Source organism: Methylocella sp. CPCC 101449 (assembly GCF_031921685.1).
Taxonomy (GTDB): Bacteria; Pseudomonadota; Alphaproteobacteria; order Rhizobiales; family Beijerinckiaceae; genus Terripilifer.
Genome location: NZ_JAPDHU010000002.1, coordinates 1,685,423 through 1,704,399, shown reverse-complemented (window position 1 = coordinate 1,704,399; position 18,977 = coordinate 1,685,423). Strand labels below are relative to the sequence as shown.

The window sequence follows — 18,977 nt, the reverse complement described above, 5'->3', positions numbered from 1 at the left end:
ACCGCCGGCTTGTTCGTCGCTCAGTTATAGCGGGAGAAGTCGTAGCCTTCCTTGGCGGCGATCTCGAGCAGGAAGGGCTTGCCCTTCTGCGTCACCTCAATGGCTTCCTTGATCTTCGGCGCGATCTCCGACGGCTTCTCGACGCGATAGGAGGCGACGTTGAGGGATTCCGCCAGTTTCATATAATTGCCGCCGATGTCGAGCGCGTCATATTTGGCTGCCGATTTCGGCAGCGAAACGCGCTCGCACGCCATCATCGCGTTGTTGAACACGACCGTCATAATGCCGATGTCGTTGCGGGCGGCGGTTTCGATGTCCATGCCGCTCATGCCGAACGAAGCATCGCCCATCACGTTGATGCAGAGCTTCTCCGGCGCGGCGAGCTTGGCGCCCATGGCGAGGCCGAGGCCGTAACCGAGCTGGGTCGACTTGCCCCAACCGAGATAGCCGAAGGGCTTGGTCGATTCCCACATCGGCAGCAATTGTTCACGCGGGCTGCCGGCCTCATGGGTGATGATGACATTGTCGCGATCGGCTGCCTTCATCATCTCGTTGATGACGCGATACTGGTTGATCGGCGTCTCGTCGGAATTGAGCTGCTTCTCCCAGTCGGCGCGCCAGGCCTTTTTCGAGGCCGCAATGGTCGCCTTGAGATTTTCCAACCGCGTGGCATCGGGCTTGGCCCGCTGCCGGCCGATTTCCTCGATCAAGGCCGCGATGATGAGCGCGGCATCGCCGACGAGGCCGAGATCGGCGCGGATGTCCTTGTTGATATCGCCGGCATCATTGGTGGCATGAATGATTGTCTTGCCGACGGGCAAGGCAGGACCGAAGGGCGTGCGCGTCAGGCTCGAGCCGATGGCGAACACCACATCGGCGGCGTTCATGCAATCCGCATACATTTTCGGCCGCGACGCCGTCGATGCGCCAAGCGCCAGCGGATGGCTTTCGGCGATAGCGCTCTTGCCCGGATTGGTGGCGGCGACAGGAGCGGGCAGCAGTTCCGCCAGTTGCGTCAGCAATTCGCCGGCATCGGCATAATGGATGCCCTGACCAGCCCAGATCAGCGGCGACTTGGCGGCGAGCAGCATGCGGGCCGCCGCTTTCACCGCATCCGGATCGGGTGCCGAGCGCAGAATGGGCACGGGTTGATAGTCAATCGTGCCGGTGAATTCGGCGGCGAAAACCTCGTTGGGAATTTCGAGCAGCACCGGACCCGGCTTGCCCGAGCGCATGGCTTGGAAAGCGCGGCGCAACAGATCAGGCAATTCTCTGACATCATGGGCGAGCGCCGACCATTTGCTGACGGGCGCGAACACATCGGCGGCGCGGAAGGTCGGGCGCGTATACTGCCGATCGAGGCTCGATGCAGCGGGGATGACCAACACCGGAACATTTTCGGAGAAAGCCTGCGCCATGCCGGGGAAGGCATTTTCGATGCCTGGGCCATGCTGGGCCGCGAACACACCGTTCTGACGGCCGCGACGCACGCGGCTGTATCCGTCGGCCATGGCGACGCCCATCCGCTCCTGCCGGCAAAGGATCGGGCGGATATTGATATCGGCGCAGGCTTCGATCAGCGGGTTACGGGGATAGCAGGCGAGGAAATCCGTTCCTTCGCGCTTGAGGATTTCGGCAACGACATCTGCACCATTCATCGGGGCTTCCTACCGGTCATTAAAGTTATGACCGGCAGGGGCGATGATACGGGCGGCGTTGTCAAGTTGGACGGGCGAGAGGGGGCGCGAATATCCAACCGTTTGCAAAAATGGCAAGGCTCAACTGGCCAGGAGATAGCGGATAGGCCGGCCTATGCTCATCGATTGGGCGGCGGCGATGATGCCGCGCGTGTCGATGCCGAAATGGCGATAGAGCTGGTCGATCGACCCAGTTTGTCCAAACCGATCGACGCCGAGGGCGCGCGTGCGGTGACCTCTGACCGCGCCCAACCATGCCAGAGTGGCAGGGTGCCCATCGAGAACCGTGATGATGGGACAGTGCGACGGCACTTGGGCCAACAGACATTCGATATGTGACATCGCGCCCATATCGCCATCCTCCCGCGCCTTCGCGGCCTCGGTCCAGCCGGCGTTCAAGCGACAGGGAGAGGTGACGGCGAGAAGCCCGACATCACGCCGGTCTTCCGCCAAGCGACCGACGGCGGCGATCGCTTCCGGCGCGACGGTGCCGCAATAGGCGATGACGACTTCGGCATTGGGGCCGGGCTCGCGCATCCAATAAGCGCCTTCGATGATGTCGGCTGTTTTCTGTGCGTCGAGCTTGCGGGTTGGCTGTTCGAGCGTGCGTGTCGACAGGCGCAGATAGAGCGCGCCGCCCTTGTCGTCTTTGAGCCAGGTTGGCCGCACGCTTGCCCGTTGATCGGATGTCAGAGCTTCCCATTGGAGATAGTGGAAACCGAACCGCATGATTGCCGACAGTTCGTCCACGAAAGCCGGCTCGTAACTGGCCAGGCCATCCTGAGCCATGCCGATGAGCGGCGTCGAGATCGATTGATGAGCGCCGCCTTCGCCGGCCAGCGTAATTCCCGACGGTGTCGCCACGAGCATGAAGCGCGCATCCTGATAGCAGGCGTAGTTCAGCGCATCGAGGCCGCGCTGAATGAACGGATCGTAGAGCGTTCCGATCGGCATCAAGCGCTCGCCGAACAACGAGTGCGAGAGACCGAAGGCGGAGAGCGCAAGGAACAGGTTCATCTCGGCGATGCCGAGTTCGAGATGCTGGCCCTTTTCGGAGAAATGCCAATTGAACGTCGAGGGAATGCGCTCGGTTCGGAAAGTGTCGGCCATTTCCTTTTGGGCGAACAGGCCCCGTCGATTCACCCAGGGACCGAGATTGGTCGAGACGGTCACATCGGGAGAGGTGGTGACGATGCTGGCCGCGAGCGCATCGCTGCCGCGCGCCAATTCATTGAGCAGAAGCCCGAAACCCTGCTGGGTCGACAATTCGGCTTGGGTGAGGGGTGGCAGCGTTTCCGGAATGGCGATGGCGGGCGCTGCATGTCGCCGGCTTTTGCCAGCATTGAAAGGCACATTTTTCAGAAAGCGCGTCAGCGCCGTGGAGTCCAGGTCCAGGCCTTCAAACTTTTCCCACTCATGCCCCTCGCGGATGCCGGCTTCGGTTCTGAAGCTCGCCATCTGGGTTGGCGTCAGCATGCCGGCGTGATTGTCCTTGTGGCCTGCGAGCGGCAGGCCAAAGCCCTTGATCGTATAAGCGATGAAGACGGTCGGGCGATCATGATCGATGCGCTCGAACGCTTCGACGAGGCTCGGCAGATCGTGGCCGCCGAGATTGGTCATCAAACGCGCGAGTTCTTCGTCGGTGCGGCGCTCGATCAAGCGGGTGACATCGCCTTGATCGCCGATCTCATCGTTGAGGCGCTTGCGCCATGCGGCACCGCCCTGAAAGGTGAGGGCGGAATAGAGCTGGTTGGGCGCATTTTCGATCCAGGCGCGCAATTTGTCGCCGCCGGGTTCGGCAAACGCGGCCTGTTGCAGAACGCCGTGGCGCAGGACGACCACGTCCCAGCCGAAGGCACGGAAAATGTCTTCGAAGCGAGAGAACAATCCCTCGTGAATGACGGCATCGAGGCTTTGGCGATTATAATCGATCACCCACCAGACGTTGCGCACGTCATGTTTCCAGCCTTCGAGCAAGGCTTCGAAAATATTGCCTTCGTCCATTTCGGCATCGCCAAGCAAGGCGACCATGCGGCCGGGCGATGCGCCTGCTGCGCCGTGGCTGCGGACATAGTCCTGCGCCAGACTGGCAAAGATCGTCTGGGCGACACCAAGGCCGACGGAGCCCGTCGAAAAGTCGACGTCGTCGGTGTCCTTGGTGCGTGAGGGATAGGATTGCGCGCCGCCATAGCCGCGGAAGTTTTCGAGCTTGTCGCGGTCGATCAAGCCAAAGAGGTAGTTCAGCGCGTGGAAGGCCGGGCTGGCATGGGGTTTGACGGCGACGCGATCATGAGGACGCAGCACCGCGCCGTAGAGGGCGGTGAGGATGGCGGCGGAAGAGGCCGAGGACGCCTGATGGCCGCCGACCTTGAGCCCGTCTTCGTTCGGACGCAGGTGATTGGCGTTGTGAATCATCCAGGTCGACAGCCACAGCGCCTTGCGCGCGATGGCATCGAGAAAGGGCAGGCGGCTGTCGGCTTTTTTCGGCATTGGGCGTTCCTCACTGAGGAAACGATGAAACGCCGAACTGAGGAGCGATACTTACCAAAATGAGCTAAATTCCCTTCTTGTTTGATAGCTTAATTCATTTATTCTCATCTAGATGGTGGAAAAATCCAAAAAGCGGTTAGACGACATCGACCGCAAGATTCTCGCGAATCTCCAGCGTGACGGTCGCCTGACCGTGCAGGATCTGGCGGCCCGCGTCGGGCTGACCCTTTCGCCCTGTCTGCGGCGGGTGCGCATGCTCGAAGAAGCCGGCGTCATCCGCGGCTATTGCGCGGTCGTCGATCAAGCCAGCATCGGCCTGCCGATCAGCGTTTTCGTGCAGGTGAAGCTCGAGCGTCAGCGCGAGGAAGAGCTGCAGCGCTTCGACCGGGCGCTGGAACGCTTTCCCGAAGTGGTCGAGGCCTATCTCATGACCGGCGTTTGCGACTACCTGCTGCGCGTGGTGGTCGCCGATCTGCCAGCCTATGAGGCCTTTCTGCGCGACAAGCTGACCCGCGTGGAGGGCGTGCGCTCAATCGAATCGAGCTTCGCGCTGAAACAGGCGAAGAGCACGCTGGCGCTGCCGATGGGGTGATTGCTGATGTGATCAGTGAGGCGCGTGGGTTAGGCGAAGATTTTCCTCGGCTTCAACCGGTGCCGCGCGTTTCACTTTCACGCCAAGCAGTCGCAGTTCGCCCTCGATCGCGCCTTTCAGAATTTGCAAACGAAATTCCAGGTGCGCATCAGGTTTCTGGTTTTGGAAGGAGATATCGATGGCGTAAATGCCATGGCGCGGCAGACGCATGGTTACGGCTGCGAGGACCGAGCCGTTAAAGATGTCCAGCAGCGCCATCGTATCGCTACGACAATCGTTGAACTCGACGTGGATCTCGCAATCCCATTGCCCAACGGGCAGATATATATAAGGGCCGAAAAAGATTGTTCGAGCGGGACCAGCCAGGAGTTTTGGGCCCGTCAATTGTCGATCTGGAGCGTCGCCATCCTGAAACCAGCGAGGAGACCAATGTACGACTTCGAAGGGACGGCGCCTGGTTAAGGGATCATAGCCATGGATGACGCTTTCCAGCGCATCTTGATCCTCACGCGGAAGCGATTCCCTGAAGTCCGTGGTTGGTTGCCATTGTGGAAAGGTCGCTGCCATGAAATCACGTAGCGTCGTCGTATCGCCGAGCTTCGTCCGAAGTTTTTCGAGTTGCTGGTCGCTAGGCTCAATACTGAAAAAGTGCATGATGTCCTGAGCGAGATCGATCACCGACATATCGTATCGATCCGGCCCTAGGATCAGGTTTCTGCTGGTATTTATCAGCTGGGATATCTGCACGGCAGTATGAGTTGATTGCCGCAGAGCAGCCAGAATATCCTTTCCGGCATTTACCACGTTGAAAGCAAATATTTCCTCGAAATCGTCGACGCTTATGACGGTTGGGATGTCTGAATCAATTATCAATTGGATCAGATTTGTTTGCGGTGCGTCGCTGTATAAAAGAACTGATTTGCGTTTTTCCTGAGAAATACTTTTCCAAGCGTCGCGTAGCTGCTCGACGGTGACAGCATATATTTGCGTCGGCGCGCCGATGGTTTCAGTCGCGATGAGACTGATCAGCTCGCGTGTCGCCTGGGATATCGGCGACATCGTGCCACAAACGCTTAAGAGCATAGGAATATTATCCTTACATTCTGCGAATCGCATAACTATATGATTTTACTTGCGTCAAATGCGATCCCGATCAGTCCCCGGTCTCAACTGTCCGCGAACGAGCTTGGTAGCTTCATATAGCAGTATGTCCGAAATGGGTTCACTAATCGCAGCTATCTCATTGATATCGTGGCGTAGAACCTGGACTTGGCCACTTCGGCTGCTTGGATGGAATTTTGCCCTAATTGAAGGTAAAAGAAAGCGTATCAAAACCTTGCGACAACTATTCTGGAGCAATAGCTGTTTGGCGGCGCGGTGTGGTCGCCAAGAGTTGCGCGCTGCCGCTTGCACGCCTCCAAAGAAAGCCGATTGAATGAGCCTGAATTTGCCCGATGTTGTTGCCGGCTTTTCGCGGCCAAAGGCAGTGCTTGCGCCTGGTTCGGTCAACCACATCTTGGATAAAGCCGAGCGTCGGGCTCGCTTGATCAAGAAGCTCATTTTGGCGGTGATGATCGTTCCGCCGATCTTTGCAGTCTTCTACTACGGTTTGTTCGCGGCGGACCGTTATGTTTCGGAGGCGAATATCATCGTCCGGAGCGTCTCGAGCAAGCGTGCGGCCGGTGGTCTGGACATGGTGCTTCAGACGTTTGGTATCTCGCGAGCCGTCGACGACACCAATGCCGTTCAGAACTTCATGCTGTCGCGCGATGCCGTGCGCGCCTTGGAAAGCCGGCTTCCGTTGCGAGAAATCTTCTCCAATTCCAATGCCGATATTTTTACGCGGTTTCCACGTTTCTGGCTGTGGAAGAACGACGCCTTTGAGCGGCTTTATGAATATTATCTCGATCGCGTGACGGTCATTCAGGATCCGTCGAAGGGTATTACCACGGTAAGAGCGGTCGCCTTCCGTCCTGAAGATGCTTTGCGCATTACCCAAGAACTGCTCAAAATCTCGGAGGAAATGGTCAACCGCATGAATGTGCGGGCGCAGGCGGATACCGTCAAATCGGCGCAGTTAAGCGTTGATGACGCGGGCAATCGACTGATTGAAGCGCAAAAGGAACTGACCAGATATCGTAATCGCGAATTGATTGTCGATCCGTCAAAGACGTCCCAATCGGTCCTTGATACGATCACGTCGCTGGCGACCGAATATACGCAGACGCAAGCGCAAGTGCAGGAAATGACCAGATTGGCTCCGAACAATCCTGCCATTGCGGCGCGTCAGGCCCGGGCGGATGCCTTGCGAGCGCGTATAACGGAAGAACGTGAAAAGCTTGCTGGTAGCGATGCGGCGATGGCCAAGAAAATCGAGGGCTACGAACAGCTGGCCGCCGCGCGGGACATCGCCGAAAAAGGTTTGGCGACGGCGAGTAATTCGTTGGAGACCGCTCGGCAGGAGGCTAGGCGACAGCAAATCTACGTCGAACAGATCGTTTCTCCCAATCTGCCGGACCAATCGACCGAGCCGGAGCGGATACGGATGATCCTGACTTATCTGGTCGTTTCGTGCATGCTGGGCGCAATCTTGTGGTTGCTGAACGCTGGTACGCAGGAGCACGCAAACTAATGTTCTCGGATGTGTTTTCTGCTTTCGACAAGCGCTCTCGAAGGTCCAATTTTCTGACTGGGGCCAAGGTACAAGCTCGCATTGTTTCGGCACTGATGATCCGCGAAGCCGTGGGTCGTTACGGCCATGAAAATCTGGGTTTCTTCTGGGTTATTGGTGAGCCGCTGCTGCTGACGACCGGCGTCATGGCGCTGTGGAGCTTCACCCATGTTTCTCATGATGCGTCGGTCGGTGTCGTGCCCTTTGCATTGACGGGCTATTCGATGTTGACGCTTTGGCGTCAGATCGTTTTCCGCTCCTTGCATGGTATGCGATATGGCGCCGCCCTGACATTCCATGCCAACGTCAAATATCTCGACATTCTGCTGGCGCGTTCATTGTTGGAAACCGTTGGCATTATGGCGGCGTTCGTGGTCGCCTATTTGCCTTTGTACCTCCTCGGTGCTTTGCCGCTGCCCAACGATCCGCTTCTATTGTTCGGCGGCTGGCTGCTCATGGCGTGGTTTTGCGCAGGATTTGGTCTGCTTATCGCCGCACTAACTGAGCTCAGCGACGTTCTGGAACGTTTCATCCATCCGGTGATGTATTTAACGCTACCGCTGACCGGGGCGTTTTACATGGTTGATTGGATGCCGCTGAAGATTCAAAAGTATCTTTTGATGTCTCCACTCGTGCATGGAATTGAAATGTTTCGAGCCGGAGTGTTCCCGCCGAGCGTTGTGACCCACTACGATCCTTATTTTCTGGCGTTGTGCGCCTTGCTGACGACGGGGATTGGTTTTCCGTTGATGCTGTATGCGCAACGGCATGTCGAGCTTTGATCCTTATGACTGACACAAAGACCGATACTCCTTTTGTCGTTCGTCAGATTGAACTGCGTCCCTTGGAGTCGCGAGGTTATCTGACGCCCGTCGATGAGGTTTGGGTTGAGCCCAAGCGGCAATCATTCTTCCGCCGTCATGCTCTCGTTCTGCTGACGATGGTCGTGCCGGTCTTCCTGGCGTTCGTCTATTTGTTCTTCATCGCGTCCGATCGCTATGTTTCGGAAGCGCGCTTTATCGTTCGGACTTCGGCTGGCGGCTCCGGGCTTGAAGGGCTGGCATCCCTGGTTTCGACGCAGGGTATGTCTCGCGCCAACGATGAAACCTTTGCCGTCAACGAATATATCATGTCCCGCGACGCGGCTGATCTTCTGATAGCGAACAACGGACTGCGAGACATATTGGCGCGGCCGGAAGCCGATATTTTCAATCGCTTCCCAAATTTTTTCACGCGAGACACCAAAACCAAGCTCTATCGTCAATATGAGCACATGGTAAGCGCCGATATCGAAGGGGCGACTGGTATTAGTACGCTGGAGGTTACGGCTTTTCGCCCCGACGATGCACAGATGATGGCGAAGGCTCTGCTAAAATATGCCGAGGAGCTTATCAATCGATTGAACGAACGCGCGCATCGCGACGCGCTTCGCTATGCCAAGAGCATCGTCGATGACGCCAGAGCGGATTTTACCAGACTTGAGGGCCGTATCGCCGAATGGCGAAATAAGTCGGGTACTGTCGACCCCGGCAAAGAATCGCTCGCGGCGCTTGAACAGATCGGCAAAATGACGACGGAGTTGGCGGCGATGGAAGCGACGCTGGCTCAGACGATTGCTTTGACGCCGGCCAATCCTTCCATTCCGGCGTTACGCGAACGGGTGTTGTCAAACCGGAGTGCGATTGATCGGCTCAAGCGAGATGTCGTTGGCAATGATACTTCGGTCGCCAACAAGCTTGCCATGTACGAGCAGTTCGTCGTTGAGCGCGAGATTGCCGCCAAGGCAATGGGCGCTGCGGACTTGAACTATCTGAAAGCTCGTCAAGATGCGGAGCGCCAGCAGCTCTATCTGCAAACCATCGTCGAGCCCAATTTGCCCGACCAGTACACTTATCCTCGCCGCCTTCTATATCTTTTGGGAGTGATCGCTGTCTGCGGTCTGATCTTCCTCATCATCCGCTCGATCACTCAGATCGCAATGGAGCATTCGGCGTGAGCATGATTGGACGTGTTCGTGATCGGTTGATGCCGCAGGCTATTCGCCGTGGCCTGCGGATGTATGAATGGGCTGAGAGCGAAATTGAAGCCGCCGGCTATGCGATGCGCAAACGTCGCGAGGAGCAGGCGAATGCGTTGAAGCCCAGAGACCGTACGATCAGGCTGACCAATATCGTAAAGGAATACCACACCCCCATTGGTCTGCGCCGGGTGCTTGACAATGTTAACTTTGAGGTCGCTCCGGGCGAGAAGGTTGCTGTCCTCGGACGCAACGGCGCTGGTAAGTCGACTTTGGTCAAGCTGATTGGTGGTGTTGAGCCGCCAACTTCGGGTGATATTTACAAAGGTCTTTTCATGTCGTGGCCGTTGGCTTTCAGCGGCGGTCTTGAAGGCCACATGACCGGCATCGACAACATTCGGTTTATTGCGCGTGTCTATGATCGACCGGTTCAGGACGTCGTCGAATTCGTTGATAACTTTGCCGAGCTGGGCAAGCAGTTGTTCGTGCCGGTCAAACACTATTCGTCGGGTATGAACATGCGCCTAGCGTTCGGGTTGACGCTGGCGATTGATTTTGAGTGTTTTTTGATTGACGAAGTTTTGTCGGTCGGTGATCAGCGCTTTCATCAGAAATGTTATGACGAATTGTTCGTCAAGCGGGCCGATACCGCGATGATTCTGGTAAGTCATGACGTTGCGATCTTGAAAAAATTCTGCGACCGCGCCGTGGTTCTCAAAGGTGGGCGCAGCCGTGTTTTTGATGACGTTGATTTCGCGATCAGCATCTATCACACGCTGTAAGCCCACTGATCAGTGGGCCTCGACAGTGCGCCAGTAGTCGAGAAGATTATCGAGCGTCTGGGGCAGGGGAATGACTGGTTTCCACCCGGTCATTTCGCGCAATTTGCGTGAGCTTCCGCTTGCCTTTGGAATGTCGGACGGACGCAAGCGGTTTGGATCCATCTGGATATTCAAAGGGCAACGGGCGGCTTGTCGCAACAAAGCCAAAGCTTCTTCGATCGCGAGAGGGGCTTCCGAAGAGACATTCAGAATGTCGCCAGGGGCAAAGGCCGCAGGATGGTCGAGAATAGCGACATAGGCTTCGACGACATCTCGGACATCGAGAAATTCACGCACGGCCGATAGATTGCCGACCTGAAGGATCGCCGGTTGGCGCCCCTGTTCGATGGCGGCAATCTGGGCTGCGAAGGCCGGAAGGACAAATCTCCGATCTTGTCCGGGGCCTGTATGGTTGAATGGGCGAACGGTGATCAGTTTCACCGTCGGCGGCAAGATATCAAGAAGCGCCATTTCCGCGGTAAGCTTTGAACGGCCATAGGCGCTCATCGGGCGCGGCAGCGTGTCTTCCGAGGCGGGGCCGTCGCGGAAGCTCGCGCCATATACTTCGGAGGTGCTGATGTTCAGAAAGACGGCCTCCGGCGCGTGAAGCGCGCACGCCACCGCCAGGCTGATGGAGCCTCCGAGATTGGCATCCCACGTAGCTGCGGTTTGCTGAAATGACGATCCAACCGAGGCTTGGGCGCCCAGATGAATGATGAGATCAGGACGCGTTTGAGCCAGGGCGTGGTCGAGACTGTCACGATCGTTGAGGTCGCCGACAACAGGTGTCCAACCTTCTCGCTCCACCAGATCAGCGGATCGGCGCAACAGAAACAATTGAGCATCTGGCCATCGCTGCGCGAGGCGTGGGGTGAGCCATCCACCGACGAAGCCAGTTCCGCCGGTGACGAGGATGCGACGATAGCTGACGGCCTGCGGAGCGCTTCGGGACATTGATCTAGCCGTCTACAGCCGTGCGCCAGCGTTGCAGATCGGCGTCGACCATTTCCTTGATCATCTCTTCGAGAGAGATTTCCGCAGTCCATCCCAGCTTTTGATGGGCCTTGGCAGGATTGCCCAGCAGGACATCGACTTCAGCCGGACGATAGAAGGCTGGATCGATGACTACATGTTTGTCCATGTCGAGCCCGACATGCTCGAAGGCGATCCGGCACATGTCGCGCACGGTTGTGGTGCGGCCCGTGGCGACCACATAGTCGTCGGCCTTTTCCTGCTGCAGCATAAGCCACATCGCCCGCACATAGTCGCGGGCGTGGCCCCAATCGCGTTTGGCGTCGATATTGCCGAGCCGCAATTCATGAGCTTTGCCAAGTTTAATTCGGGCAACGCCATCGGTCACTTTGCGGGTCACGAATTCCGTGCCGCGCAGCGGACTTTCGTGGTTGAACAGGATGCCGGATGAAGCATGAAAGCCAAAGCTTTCTCGATAATTGACAGTGATCCAGTGGCCATAGAGCTTCGCCACCGCATAAGGGGAGCGCGGATAGAACGGCGTTTTCTCGCTCTGCATTTCCTCTTGAATCAGGCCGAACATTTCGGATGAGGAGGCCTGGTAGAAGTGCGCTTCGGGCTTCACAATGCGCATGGCTTCCAGCATGGTGGTGACCGCAACGGCCGTGATATTGGCGGTCAGCAGCGGTTGTTGCCAGGACGAAGCAACGAAAGACTGGGCAGCCAGATTGTAAATTTCGTCTGGCTTCACCTGTTGCATGATGCGAACGATGCTCGACAGATCGGCAAGATCGCCGTCCAGCAAAGTGACCTGATCGGCAACACCGAGCCAACGCAAACGATGGTCTTCAACGCCACGATGGGACGAGCGGCGAATGACACCGAAGACCTCGTAACCTTTCCCGAGCAGGAATTGCGACAGGTAGGCGCCGTCCTGTCCTGTAATGCCGGTAATAAGTGCGCGTTTAGCCATGGAGAGAGCTGCCTCGTTACAATTTTACGATCGATGAAAACGCCGAAGGTCCCATAACTGATCTCTGGGGCGGGAGGAATATGTCGGGCTCCAGCATTCTGGCTTTCGCGAGGAAAGGTTGAAAAGAGCGAAGGGCTTCGTTCGACCTGAAATCCGCCTTGTTCGCTACGACTAAAATCCACAATCTTCCATCAGGAATGCTGAGAACCAACCTTAGCTGGTGTGTTGGTAGACCATAGGCTGGTTTTTGTCTATTTCTGCGCACGGCATTTTTGACGATTTGGGTGTTGTTTCAGATGTTTGATGCATATGACGCTTGGCGAAATCTGGCATTTCGGCTGGGGCTCGGCAGGCATGCCGATTTCGGGCGGCAAGCGAGCGGATTTTGGCACACCCAGCAATTTGCCAAAGCGGCGACTTGCTATCGTCTGCATCTTTCACAGCATCCGGATGATTATGCGTCCTGGCTGGATCTGGGGTTCTGTGAATCATTCGTCGGCCGGAAGGCGCAGGCATTGCTTGCCTATGAGCGTGCGCAGGCTATATCGCCGCGGTCCGCAAATGATTTTTTGACTCTGGCGCGCCAGCAGGCAGCGAATGGCCGTCCGCTGAGTGCCTTCGCCTATTATCGGGGCGCTCTACTCGCGGCGCCGACGCTTGATCTGGAAGCGCGGGATCGAGCGTTCCTTGGCAATGCCTATCTGGATGGAATCGGGTCAGACCATTCTATCGCTGGCCGTCGCATTTTTTTGGATATCACCGATATCCTACGTTACCTGCGGCACAACAATCACGGTACCGGAATTCAGCGGGTTTTGCTCTCGATGGTCTCCGCTTGGTTTCGGAAGTTCCGTCGTCAAGATGTGGCGTTCGTCTTCTGCCGCGACGGTCGTAGCCAGATTTTTCAAATCGCTGAGGAACAGTTGGCAGCCTTGGTTCAAGCTACCGAAGACCCTGCGGCGACTGTTAAAGTCTACCAACCCTATATCGACAAAATCTATGCGGAATCGCGGCTTGTCGAATTCCAGCCGGGCGATGCATTCGTCATTATGGGAGCTTTCTGGATATCGATTGACTATCTGCGGTCGCTCGTCGATTTGCGATCGCGCGGCGTCCTCGTTGGTGCCTATATCTACGATCTCATTCCCGTGACGCATCCCGAGTTTGTGAATCAATCCGACCTGAATAGTGTTTTGGATCGGTTCGGCGACGTGTTTTCCCAGATCGATTTCGTTTGCACGATCTCTGAATTCGTTGCGACGGAGGTGCGGGAAATTCTTCGCGATCGTCTCGGTCGTTCTATTCCCGTGGCCGCGGTGCCTTTGGCGCATGATCCTCCCCCAAGCGGCGATGGTCAGATCGAGCCGGCATTTCTGAAGGCGCTTCCGCCCGAATATGTTCTGTGTATCTGCACGATCGAGGGCCGTAAGAACCATTTGCTGCTTTTCGACGTCTGGACACGTCTTTTGGCAAAATTTGGTGATGCGACGCCCCCTTTGATCGTTGTTGGCAGATGGGGATGGCGCAGCGAAGCATTCAAACAGCGTCTTGAGGAGACACAGTCGTTATCAGGTAAGATTATCGTTCTCGGCAATCTGTCGGACGCAAAGATCGACTATCTCTATCGTCATTGCCTGTTCACCGTTTTTCCGAGTTTTGCCGAAGGCTGGGGCTTGCCGGTAGGAGAAAGCCTCGCTTGCGGCACGCCATGCATCGCTTCGAATGCGACCTCGATTCCGGAAGTGGGCGGCGACCTCGTTCGCTATATTGATCCATTCGATCCAGCGGCGGCTTATTCCGTTATCGAAAAGCTTCTCGTGGATCGGCAGGAGCTCGCTGACTGGCGGGCAAAGATTGTATCGACTTTTCAACCTCGGACTTGGGGCGATGTCGTCGACAATTTCCTTGTCCAGGTCGACCATTGTGCCCAGTCCGCCAAGCCGCAGCCAATGAACGAGCCCGAGGCGCTAGCCGCGGGAATGATCTATCATTTTGATCGTACTGTTGAGGGCTCGGCGGCGAATTGGCGGAATCGGCCGCACAAATTTATCTTCCAGGACGGCTGGCACGGCATTGAAAACTGGGGGGTGTGGTCCTCAAAACCCACGGCTCAGATATCCATTGCGACGAAACTGGCCGCTGGATCTCGGGTGATTGTCCGCTTTCTAATCTTGGGGGCGCCCCCGAAACGAGAGGGGCAGATCGGCCTGAAGGACCTTCAAACCGGTGTTGTGAATTGCGCCATAGTTCCGGCCGATAAATCGGTTTGGGTGGAGATGACAGCGATCGTCAACGAAGTACAAAAGCTCGTACTGAGCCTGGAACGTATTGATGCAAACTATGTTCAGTCGGATCCCGGTCGTTCGCTCTACTTGGGCTTATGTGCCATAGCGTTCGAAGCTGAACAGGAGAATAAGCGAGCTTAGTGTCAGATTCACATCGCGCGGGGGGATGGGGGAGCAAATTCCATCGGCGACGGACGTTCTACTGAATGAAGACTTCTAATATCAAAAGGCATTTGCGGGTATTCGGTGATCGGCTTGCGCATCATGTTTTCAAAGTCTTCGGCGAAGGCGTTGAGCGTGGTGATACGCGCTATGAATCTGGCGATTGGCAGCGTGCCTATCGCGCCTATCGAACGCATTTGTTCTCGCATCCATTTGATGAAAAGGTTTGGCTTAGAGCTGCCGACTGTGCCGTTCACATGGGGGATTTGAAGGGCGAACTGTTTTGCCTTCGCCAACTTCTTCGTCAAGAATCCGACGATGCCGTCATGCTCGTCGCACTTGGTCGCCGATATGCGCGTCGAAACTATCTTTTGACGGCACGCGCCTGCCTTGCGCGAGCGCGACGCATAGATGCGACGATTCCATTTGAGACATTTGAACGTGAAATGGTGCTCGGCCTGGCTGTTGAGAGCGGTCGCCGTCTTTTGCTCGATGTTACTGATATGTTTGCGTTCTTTCGAACAAATGTTCGGCGGACCGGCATGCAGAGGGTGCAGGCTGAGATTTTGACTTCACTCATCGAACGGAATGTGGAAGGGGACATCGCTTTCGTTTTCTTTAGCGACGCCGAGCGGCAATATAAAGTTGCTCGCACTTTGTTGGCTTGCGAACTTGTCGATGCATCGAATTCCGATGGCGTTACGATAGAGCATCTTGGCGCCATCCTTGGTCAGATCTTCGGAGGTGCCGAGACTCTGAAGTGCAGAAGCGGCGACTTCTATCTCGTACTCGGCGCATTTTGGTTCGGCAAAGACTATCTGTCGCGTCTCAATGATTTGAGACATGACGGTGCGTTGGTTGGTATCAATTTTTTCGATCTCATTCCCTACACCAATCCAGAATATGTGGATGTGGCGACTCAACGTGACTTCACGGAAAAGCTGGAGGAAGCTCTCGCCAGCATCGACTATGCCTGTACGAACTCGACTTTTGTAGCGAATGAATTGCGCACGCTGCTGGCATCGCTGGCGCGCAAGGATGTGCCTGTTGCGGCAATTCCTCTCGCACACGATATTCCTGCCTCGGGTGGCGAACAGCCTGTGTCCGAGGTTTTTCTCCAATCGCTGCCGCAGGAATACGTTCTTTGCGTCGGTACGATCGAGCCGCGTAAGAACCATGCGCTTCTCCTTGAAGTTTGGAAGCGACTCTATGATCGCTATGGAGAGAAGGCGCCGTCGCTTCTGATCATCGGCAAGTGGGGGTGGCGCATCGAGTCCTTTCGCGAGAATCTCGCGGCGGCCAACAATGTCCATGGCAAGATCGTCGTGCTGGAAGGGCTTTCCGATAGTGAGCTGCAATATCTCTATCGCCATTGTCTGTTTACCGTTTTTCCGAGCTTCGCCGAAGGCTGGGGGCTTCCGGTGGGCGAGAGCCTTTATTTCGGCAAACCATGTCTGGCCTCGAATTCGAGTTCGATTCCGGAAGTCGGCGGCGATCTCGTACGCTATTTCGATCCCAAGAATGTCGATGAAGCCTATCGCGTGATCGATGCGACCCTTTCGGATCGTCAAGACCTCGCGGCCTGGACCGAGGATGTGCGTCGCCGGTTCAAGTCCCGATCCTGGGACGAGGTGACGGATGATTTCATGGATAAGGTTTTCACGCTGTCGTCCGCTGTTACGCCGGCTCAATAGCCAGGTTGATGCGCGTGTCGGGCTTTGGCCGAGCCGGGGCTCACTCGACTCTCTCGAGGTGCCGTGTCAGTTATTTGCTTCCAGCTGATCGGGGGAGAGAATGCAGGGCGGGGGAGCATTGAACGGGGAGCGTCTGCAATCCTATCTCGAAGAGGCCATTGGACTGCGTGGCCCTCTGCAACTTCAATCGATTGCGGGCGGCCAATCCAATCCGACCTATTTTGTTACGGGCCTCGAAAAGTCGGTCGTTTTGCGCAAGCAGCCGGACGGGCCTTTGCTGCCATCTGCCCATGCGATCGATCGGGAGTATCGCGTTCAGAAAGCGCTGGCCGAGTGCGGTTTTACCGTCCCACGCATGCTGCACTTCTGTACCGACCGGGATGTCATCGGGACGCCGTTTTACGTCATGGAGCGGCTCGATGGGCGCGTCATCCATGACTGCCGCCTGCCGGAGAGTTCTCCGGACGAGCGGCGAACGATGTATAAATCGGCGGCGGTAACGCTGGCACGCCTCCATACCATTGATTGGCGCGCCGCCGGCCTTGGCGATTTTGGCCGGCCGGAAGGCTATTTCGAAAGGCAGGTCGCGCGCTGGTCGAAACAGTGGCAACTGTCTCGCACACGCGACATTCCCGAAATTGATTTTCTGCAGCAATGGTTGCCGGCGCATATGCCGACCGCCGGGCCATCAACGATCGTCCATGGCGACTATCGGATCGGCAATCTCATGTTTCATCGGCATGAGCCCAAAGTGATTGCCGTTCTCGATTGGGAGCTGGCGACTCTGGGTGATCCTGCCGCCGACATCGCTCATTTCGGCATGATGTGGTACAGCGCGCCGGAGGAATATGGCGGCTTGCTGGGCGAGAATCTTGTCGATCTAGGCCTGCCTGATTTTCAGGAATTTCTTGCGACCTATGAGGCGGCGGCGCAGCGGCAGGTTGGCTTCGTGCCCTTCCACATGGTCTTCGCCTTGTTCCGCTTCGCGGTGATCTTCGAAGGCGTGGCCGCCCGCGCCAAGGCCGGCAATGCGGCGGGCGAGAATGCCGCCGACGTCGCGCATCTTGCCATCAATTTCGCCAAGCGTGCAGCGGCGTTGGCGCAACAATCCTAGCTGCGAGCCGATTATTTCGAACGGGCGGCGGCGATCCGATCGGCGATTTTCTGTTGGTATTCGGCCAGCGGCATATAGCCTTCGCAGGAGCGGCAAAACTGTTCGGACTCCGTGCGTATCTCCGCCGCCGGCTTTGACAGATCGAGCTCGTCGACCCGTGGCTGCGGAATGTACCATTCGGAATCGGCGAAAACCTCGACCCGATTGCCCTCCGGATCGAAGAAGTAAACCGACCAGGCGTTGCCGTGATTGGTCGCGTAGATGCGCCCGACGCCCGGCGCATCCTTGGCCCGGCGCCAGGCGGCCTGAACGTCTTCCAGTGCCGGAACGCGGAAGGAGATCTGGTTGATCTGCGAAAAGGACTCTTTCGGCCGTCCACCGACCAGGACGAGCTGATGATGTTCGCGGGGGTCGCCGCTCAGGAAAACGATGGGGTTGCCGCGCGCTTCGCCCCGATCGGTGACGATGAAGCCGAGCATCCGGGTGTAGAATTCTTCCATCATCGGTAGGTCGGTCACGTAGATGCCGAGATGGCTGAAGCTCATGCGGCCCGCCGTGGCGGCCGTTTCCTGTTGGGCCAAGGTCATCGCTGCCTCCTCCAATTCCCGCTAACCCGATGGGACAGCGGTAGCGTGGCCGCAAAAATTAGGCAATATCCGCCAATTGACAGCGCCGCCGCCGGTGGCGCAAGAGCCTTAGGGTTCACAAGACAACGGCCTGGGGCCGGAGGGAATGGCGAGGAAACACGATGGCGGATGGCATTATCGTCAAGAAGTCGGACGATCTTCTGGAAATCACACTCAATAATCCGGAGCGGGGCAACGGCCTCTCCGATGAGCAGATCGTTTTTCTGGGGGATACGTTCATCAACGAACACGACAAGGTGCGCCTGATCGTCCTGCGCGCCAATGGCGACGATTTTTGTATCGGTCGGGCGGGAATGGGCACGCGCCCGCAAACGCGTCCCGAGGCCTTGGCGCTGCGCAAGATGAGCGACATCGTGTTTCGATGCTACGGCGCGGTGCGCGCATCAAAGGCACCGGTTCTGACCGTGGTGCAGGGACGGGCGCTGGGTTTCGGCTGCGCGCTCGCCTGCGTATCCGATATGACGATCGCGGCGGAGAATGCGTCCTTCGCCATCCCCGAATTCACGCATAACATCATGCCAACGATGGTCATGTCGTCGCTCGTCGATCGGGTGCCCTTGAAGTCGCTGATGTATCTGGTGTGGACGAGCAAGGTGATCTCGGCCCACGAAGCGCAGCGCATTGGCGCCGTCAGCGATGTGGTGCCGCGCGCCGATCTCGAGAAGACGGCCAATGCGCTGATCGAGCGCTTGATGAAGGCGCCGCGGCCGGCCGTCCTCGCGGTCAAGGAATATGCCCATGGCGCGATGACCATCGACACCGCCAAGGCGGTGGATTTCGCGCGCAACATTCACAGCCTGATCAATTCGTCCAGCGAGATGGACGTCAAGAAGTAGGCCAAG

Annotated in this window: 15 protein-coding genes; 9 read left to right on the top strand and 6 right to left on the bottom strand. The window is 57.1% G+C overall.

Features of this window, described 5'->3' with window-relative positions:
- Positions 1-20 precede the first annotated feature (20 nt).
- Positions 21-1,658 (bottom strand): thiamine pyrophosphate-requiring protein, encoded by a 1,638-nt coding sequence (locus tag OIM99_RS19080; RefSeq protein WP_311852035.1) that lies wholly within the window; start codon positions 1,656-1,658, stop codon positions 21-23.
- Between the two features lie 120 nt (positions 1,659-1,778).
- Complete coding sequence (locus OIM99_RS19075; protein WP_311852034.1) at positions 1,779-4,187, bottom strand: transketolase-like TK C-terminal-containing protein; 2,409 nt, start codon at positions 4,185-4,187, stop codon at positions 1,779-1,781.
- 115 nt (positions 4,188-4,302) lie between these two features.
- Between OIM99_RS19075 and OIM99_RS19070 the strand changes: the two genes are divergently transcribed.
- Entirely contained in the window at positions 4,303-4,779 is a 477-nt protein-coding gene (locus OIM99_RS19070) for an Lrp/AsnC family transcriptional regulator (protein WP_311852033.1), read from the top strand.
- Between the two features lie 12 nt (positions 4,780-4,791).
- Here the strand turns inward: OIM99_RS19070 and OIM99_RS19065 are convergent, their stop codons facing one another.
- The gene (locus tag OIM99_RS19065) at positions 4,792-5,862 is read right to left on the bottom strand and encodes a hypothetical protein (RefSeq protein ID WP_311852032.1); all 1,071 of its coding nucleotides are present in this window, start codon (positions 5,860-5,862) and stop codon (positions 4,792-4,794) included.
- A gap of 352 nt (positions 5,863-6,214) precedes the next feature.
- On the opposite strand from OIM99_RS19065, the gene OIM99_RS19060 reads away from it, so the two are divergent.
- Genes OIM99_RS19060 through OIM99_RS19045 form a run of 4 tightly spaced genes read left to right on the top strand, consistent with a single transcriptional unit; the run spans position 6,215 to position 10,249 of the window.
- The gene (locus OIM99_RS19060) at positions 6,215-7,411 is read left to right on the top strand and encodes a capsule biosynthesis protein (protein ID WP_311852031.1); all 1,197 of its coding nucleotides are present in this window, start codon (positions 6,215-6,217) and stop codon (positions 7,409-7,411) included.
- Complete coding sequence (locus OIM99_RS19055) at positions 7,411-8,232, top strand: ABC transporter permease (protein ID WP_311852030.1); 822 nt, start codon at positions 7,411-7,413, stop codon at positions 8,230-8,232. The genes OIM99_RS19060 and OIM99_RS19055 overlap by 1 nt, the downstream gene beginning before the upstream one ends.
- Before the next feature lie 5 nt (positions 8,233-8,237).
- The gene (locus tag OIM99_RS19050) at positions 8,238-9,446 is read left to right on the top strand and encodes a hypothetical protein (RefSeq protein WP_311852029.1); all 1,209 of its coding nucleotides are present in this window, start codon (positions 8,238-8,240) and stop codon (positions 9,444-9,446) included.
- Positions 9,447-9,448: 2 nt separating this feature from the next.
- Positions 9,449-10,249: an ABC transporter ATP-binding protein gene (locus OIM99_RS19045; protein WP_311852287.1), complete on the top strand. Its 801-nt coding sequence runs from the start codon at positions 9,449-9,451 to the stop codon at positions 10,247-10,249.
- Between the two features lie 9 nt (positions 10,250-10,258).
- Here the strand turns inward: OIM99_RS19045 and OIM99_RS19040 are convergent, their stop codons facing one another.
- A complete protein-coding gene (locus OIM99_RS19040; protein WP_311852028.1) occupies positions 10,259-11,242 on the bottom strand; it encodes a GDP-mannose 4,6-dehydratase in 984 nt (327 codons plus the stop codon).
- Between the two features lie 4 nt (positions 11,243-11,246).
- Positions 11,247-12,233 (bottom strand): GDP-mannose 4,6-dehydratase, encoded by a 987-nt coding sequence (gmd, locus tag OIM99_RS19035; protein WP_311852027.1) that lies wholly within the window; start codon positions 12,231-12,233, stop codon positions 11,247-11,249.
- A gap of 296 nt (positions 12,234-12,529) precedes the next feature.
- Between gmd and OIM99_RS19030 the strand changes: the two genes are divergently transcribed.
- The 3 genes from OIM99_RS19030 (at position 12,530) to OIM99_RS19020 (ending at position 17,488) form a co-directional block, all read left to right on the top strand.
- Entirely contained in the window at positions 12,530-14,659 is a 2,130-nt protein-coding gene (locus OIM99_RS19030) for a glycosyltransferase (RefSeq protein WP_311852026.1), read from the top strand.
- Positions 14,660-14,724: 65 nt separating this feature from the next.
- Positions 14,725-16,374 carry a glycosyltransferase family 1 protein gene (locus OIM99_RS19025; RefSeq protein WP_311852025.1) on the top strand — a complete coding sequence of 550 codons (1,650 nt, stop codon included), beginning with the start codon at positions 14,725-14,727 and terminating at the stop codon, positions 16,372-16,374.
- A gap of 100 nt (positions 16,375-16,474) precedes the next feature.
- On the top strand, positions 16,475-17,488 hold the full coding sequence (locus OIM99_RS19020) for a phosphotransferase family protein (protein ID WP_311852024.1): 1,014 nt from the start codon (positions 16,475-16,477) through the stop codon (positions 17,486-17,488).
- 11 nt (positions 17,489-17,499) lie between these two features.
- Here OIM99_RS19020 and OIM99_RS19015 read toward each other — a convergent pair whose 3' ends face one another.
- A complete protein-coding gene (locus OIM99_RS19015) occupies positions 17,500-18,075 on the bottom strand; it encodes a VOC family protein (protein WP_311852023.1) in 576 nt (191 codons plus the stop codon).
- Between the two features lie 161 nt (positions 18,076-18,236).
- Here OIM99_RS19015 and OIM99_RS19010 point away from each other — a divergent pair, with 161 nt between their 5' ends.
- Positions 18,237-18,971, top strand: coding sequence for an enoyl-CoA hydratase/isomerase family protein (locus OIM99_RS19010; protein WP_311852022.1), 735 nt, complete (start codon positions 18,237-18,239; stop codon positions 18,969-18,971).
- The last annotated feature ends 6 nt before the right edge of the window (positions 18,972-18,977 follow it).

Excerpts from the sequence above, each read along its gene's own strand:
- OIM99_RS19080 (WP_311852035.1), bottom strand. The coding sequence starts at position 1,658 with ATGAATGGTGCAGATGTCGTTGCCGAAATCCTCAAGCGCGAAGGAACG.
- OIM99_RS19075 (WP_311852034.1), bottom strand. The coding sequence starts at position 4,187 with ATGCCGAAAAAAGCCGACAGCCGCCTGCCCTTTCTCGATGCCATCGCG.
- OIM99_RS19065 (WP_311852032.1), bottom strand. The coding sequence starts at position 5,862 with ATGCTCTTAAGCGTTTGTGGCACGATGTCGCCGATATCCCAGGCGACA.
- OIM99_RS19060 (WP_311852031.1), top strand. The coding sequence starts at position 6,215 with ATGAGCCTGAATTTGCCCGATGTTGTTGCCGGCTTTTCGCGGCCAAAG.
- OIM99_RS19055 (WP_311852030.1), top strand. The coding sequence starts at position 7,411 with ATGTTCTCGGATGTGTTTTCTGCTTTCGACAAGCGCTCTCGAAGGTCC.
- OIM99_RS19050 (WP_311852029.1), top strand. The coding sequence starts at position 8,238 with ATGACTGACACAAAGACCGATACTCCTTTTGTCGTTCGTCAGATTGAA.
- OIM99_RS19045 (WP_311852287.1), top strand. The coding sequence starts at position 9,449 with ATGATTGGACGTGTTCGTGATCGGTTGATGCCGCAGGCTATTCGCCGT.
- OIM99_RS19040 (WP_311852028.1), bottom strand. The coding sequence starts at position 11,242 with ATGTCCCGAAGCGCTCCGCAGGCCGTCAGCTATCGTCGCATCCTCGTC.
- gmd (WP_311852027.1), bottom strand. The coding sequence starts at position 12,233 with ATGGCTAAACGCGCACTTATTACCGGCATTACAGGACAGGACGGCGCC.
- OIM99_RS19030 (WP_311852026.1), top strand. The coding sequence starts at position 12,530 with ATGTTTGATGCATATGACGCTTGGCGAAATCTGGCATTTCGGCTGGGG.
- OIM99_RS19025 (WP_311852025.1), top strand. The coding sequence starts at position 14,725 with ATGAAGACTTCTAATATCAAAAGGCATTTGCGGGTATTCGGTGATCGG.
- OIM99_RS19020 (WP_311852024.1), top strand. The coding sequence starts at position 16,475 with ATGCAGGGCGGGGGAGCATTGAACGGGGAGCGTCTGCAATCCTATCTC.
- OIM99_RS19015 (WP_311852023.1), bottom strand. The coding sequence starts at position 18,075 with ATGACCTTGGCCCAACAGGAAACGGCCGCCACGGCGGGCCGCATGAGC.
- OIM99_RS19010 (WP_311852022.1), top strand. The coding sequence starts at position 18,237 with ATGGCGGATGGCATTATCGTCAAGAAGTCGGACGATCTTCTGGAAATC.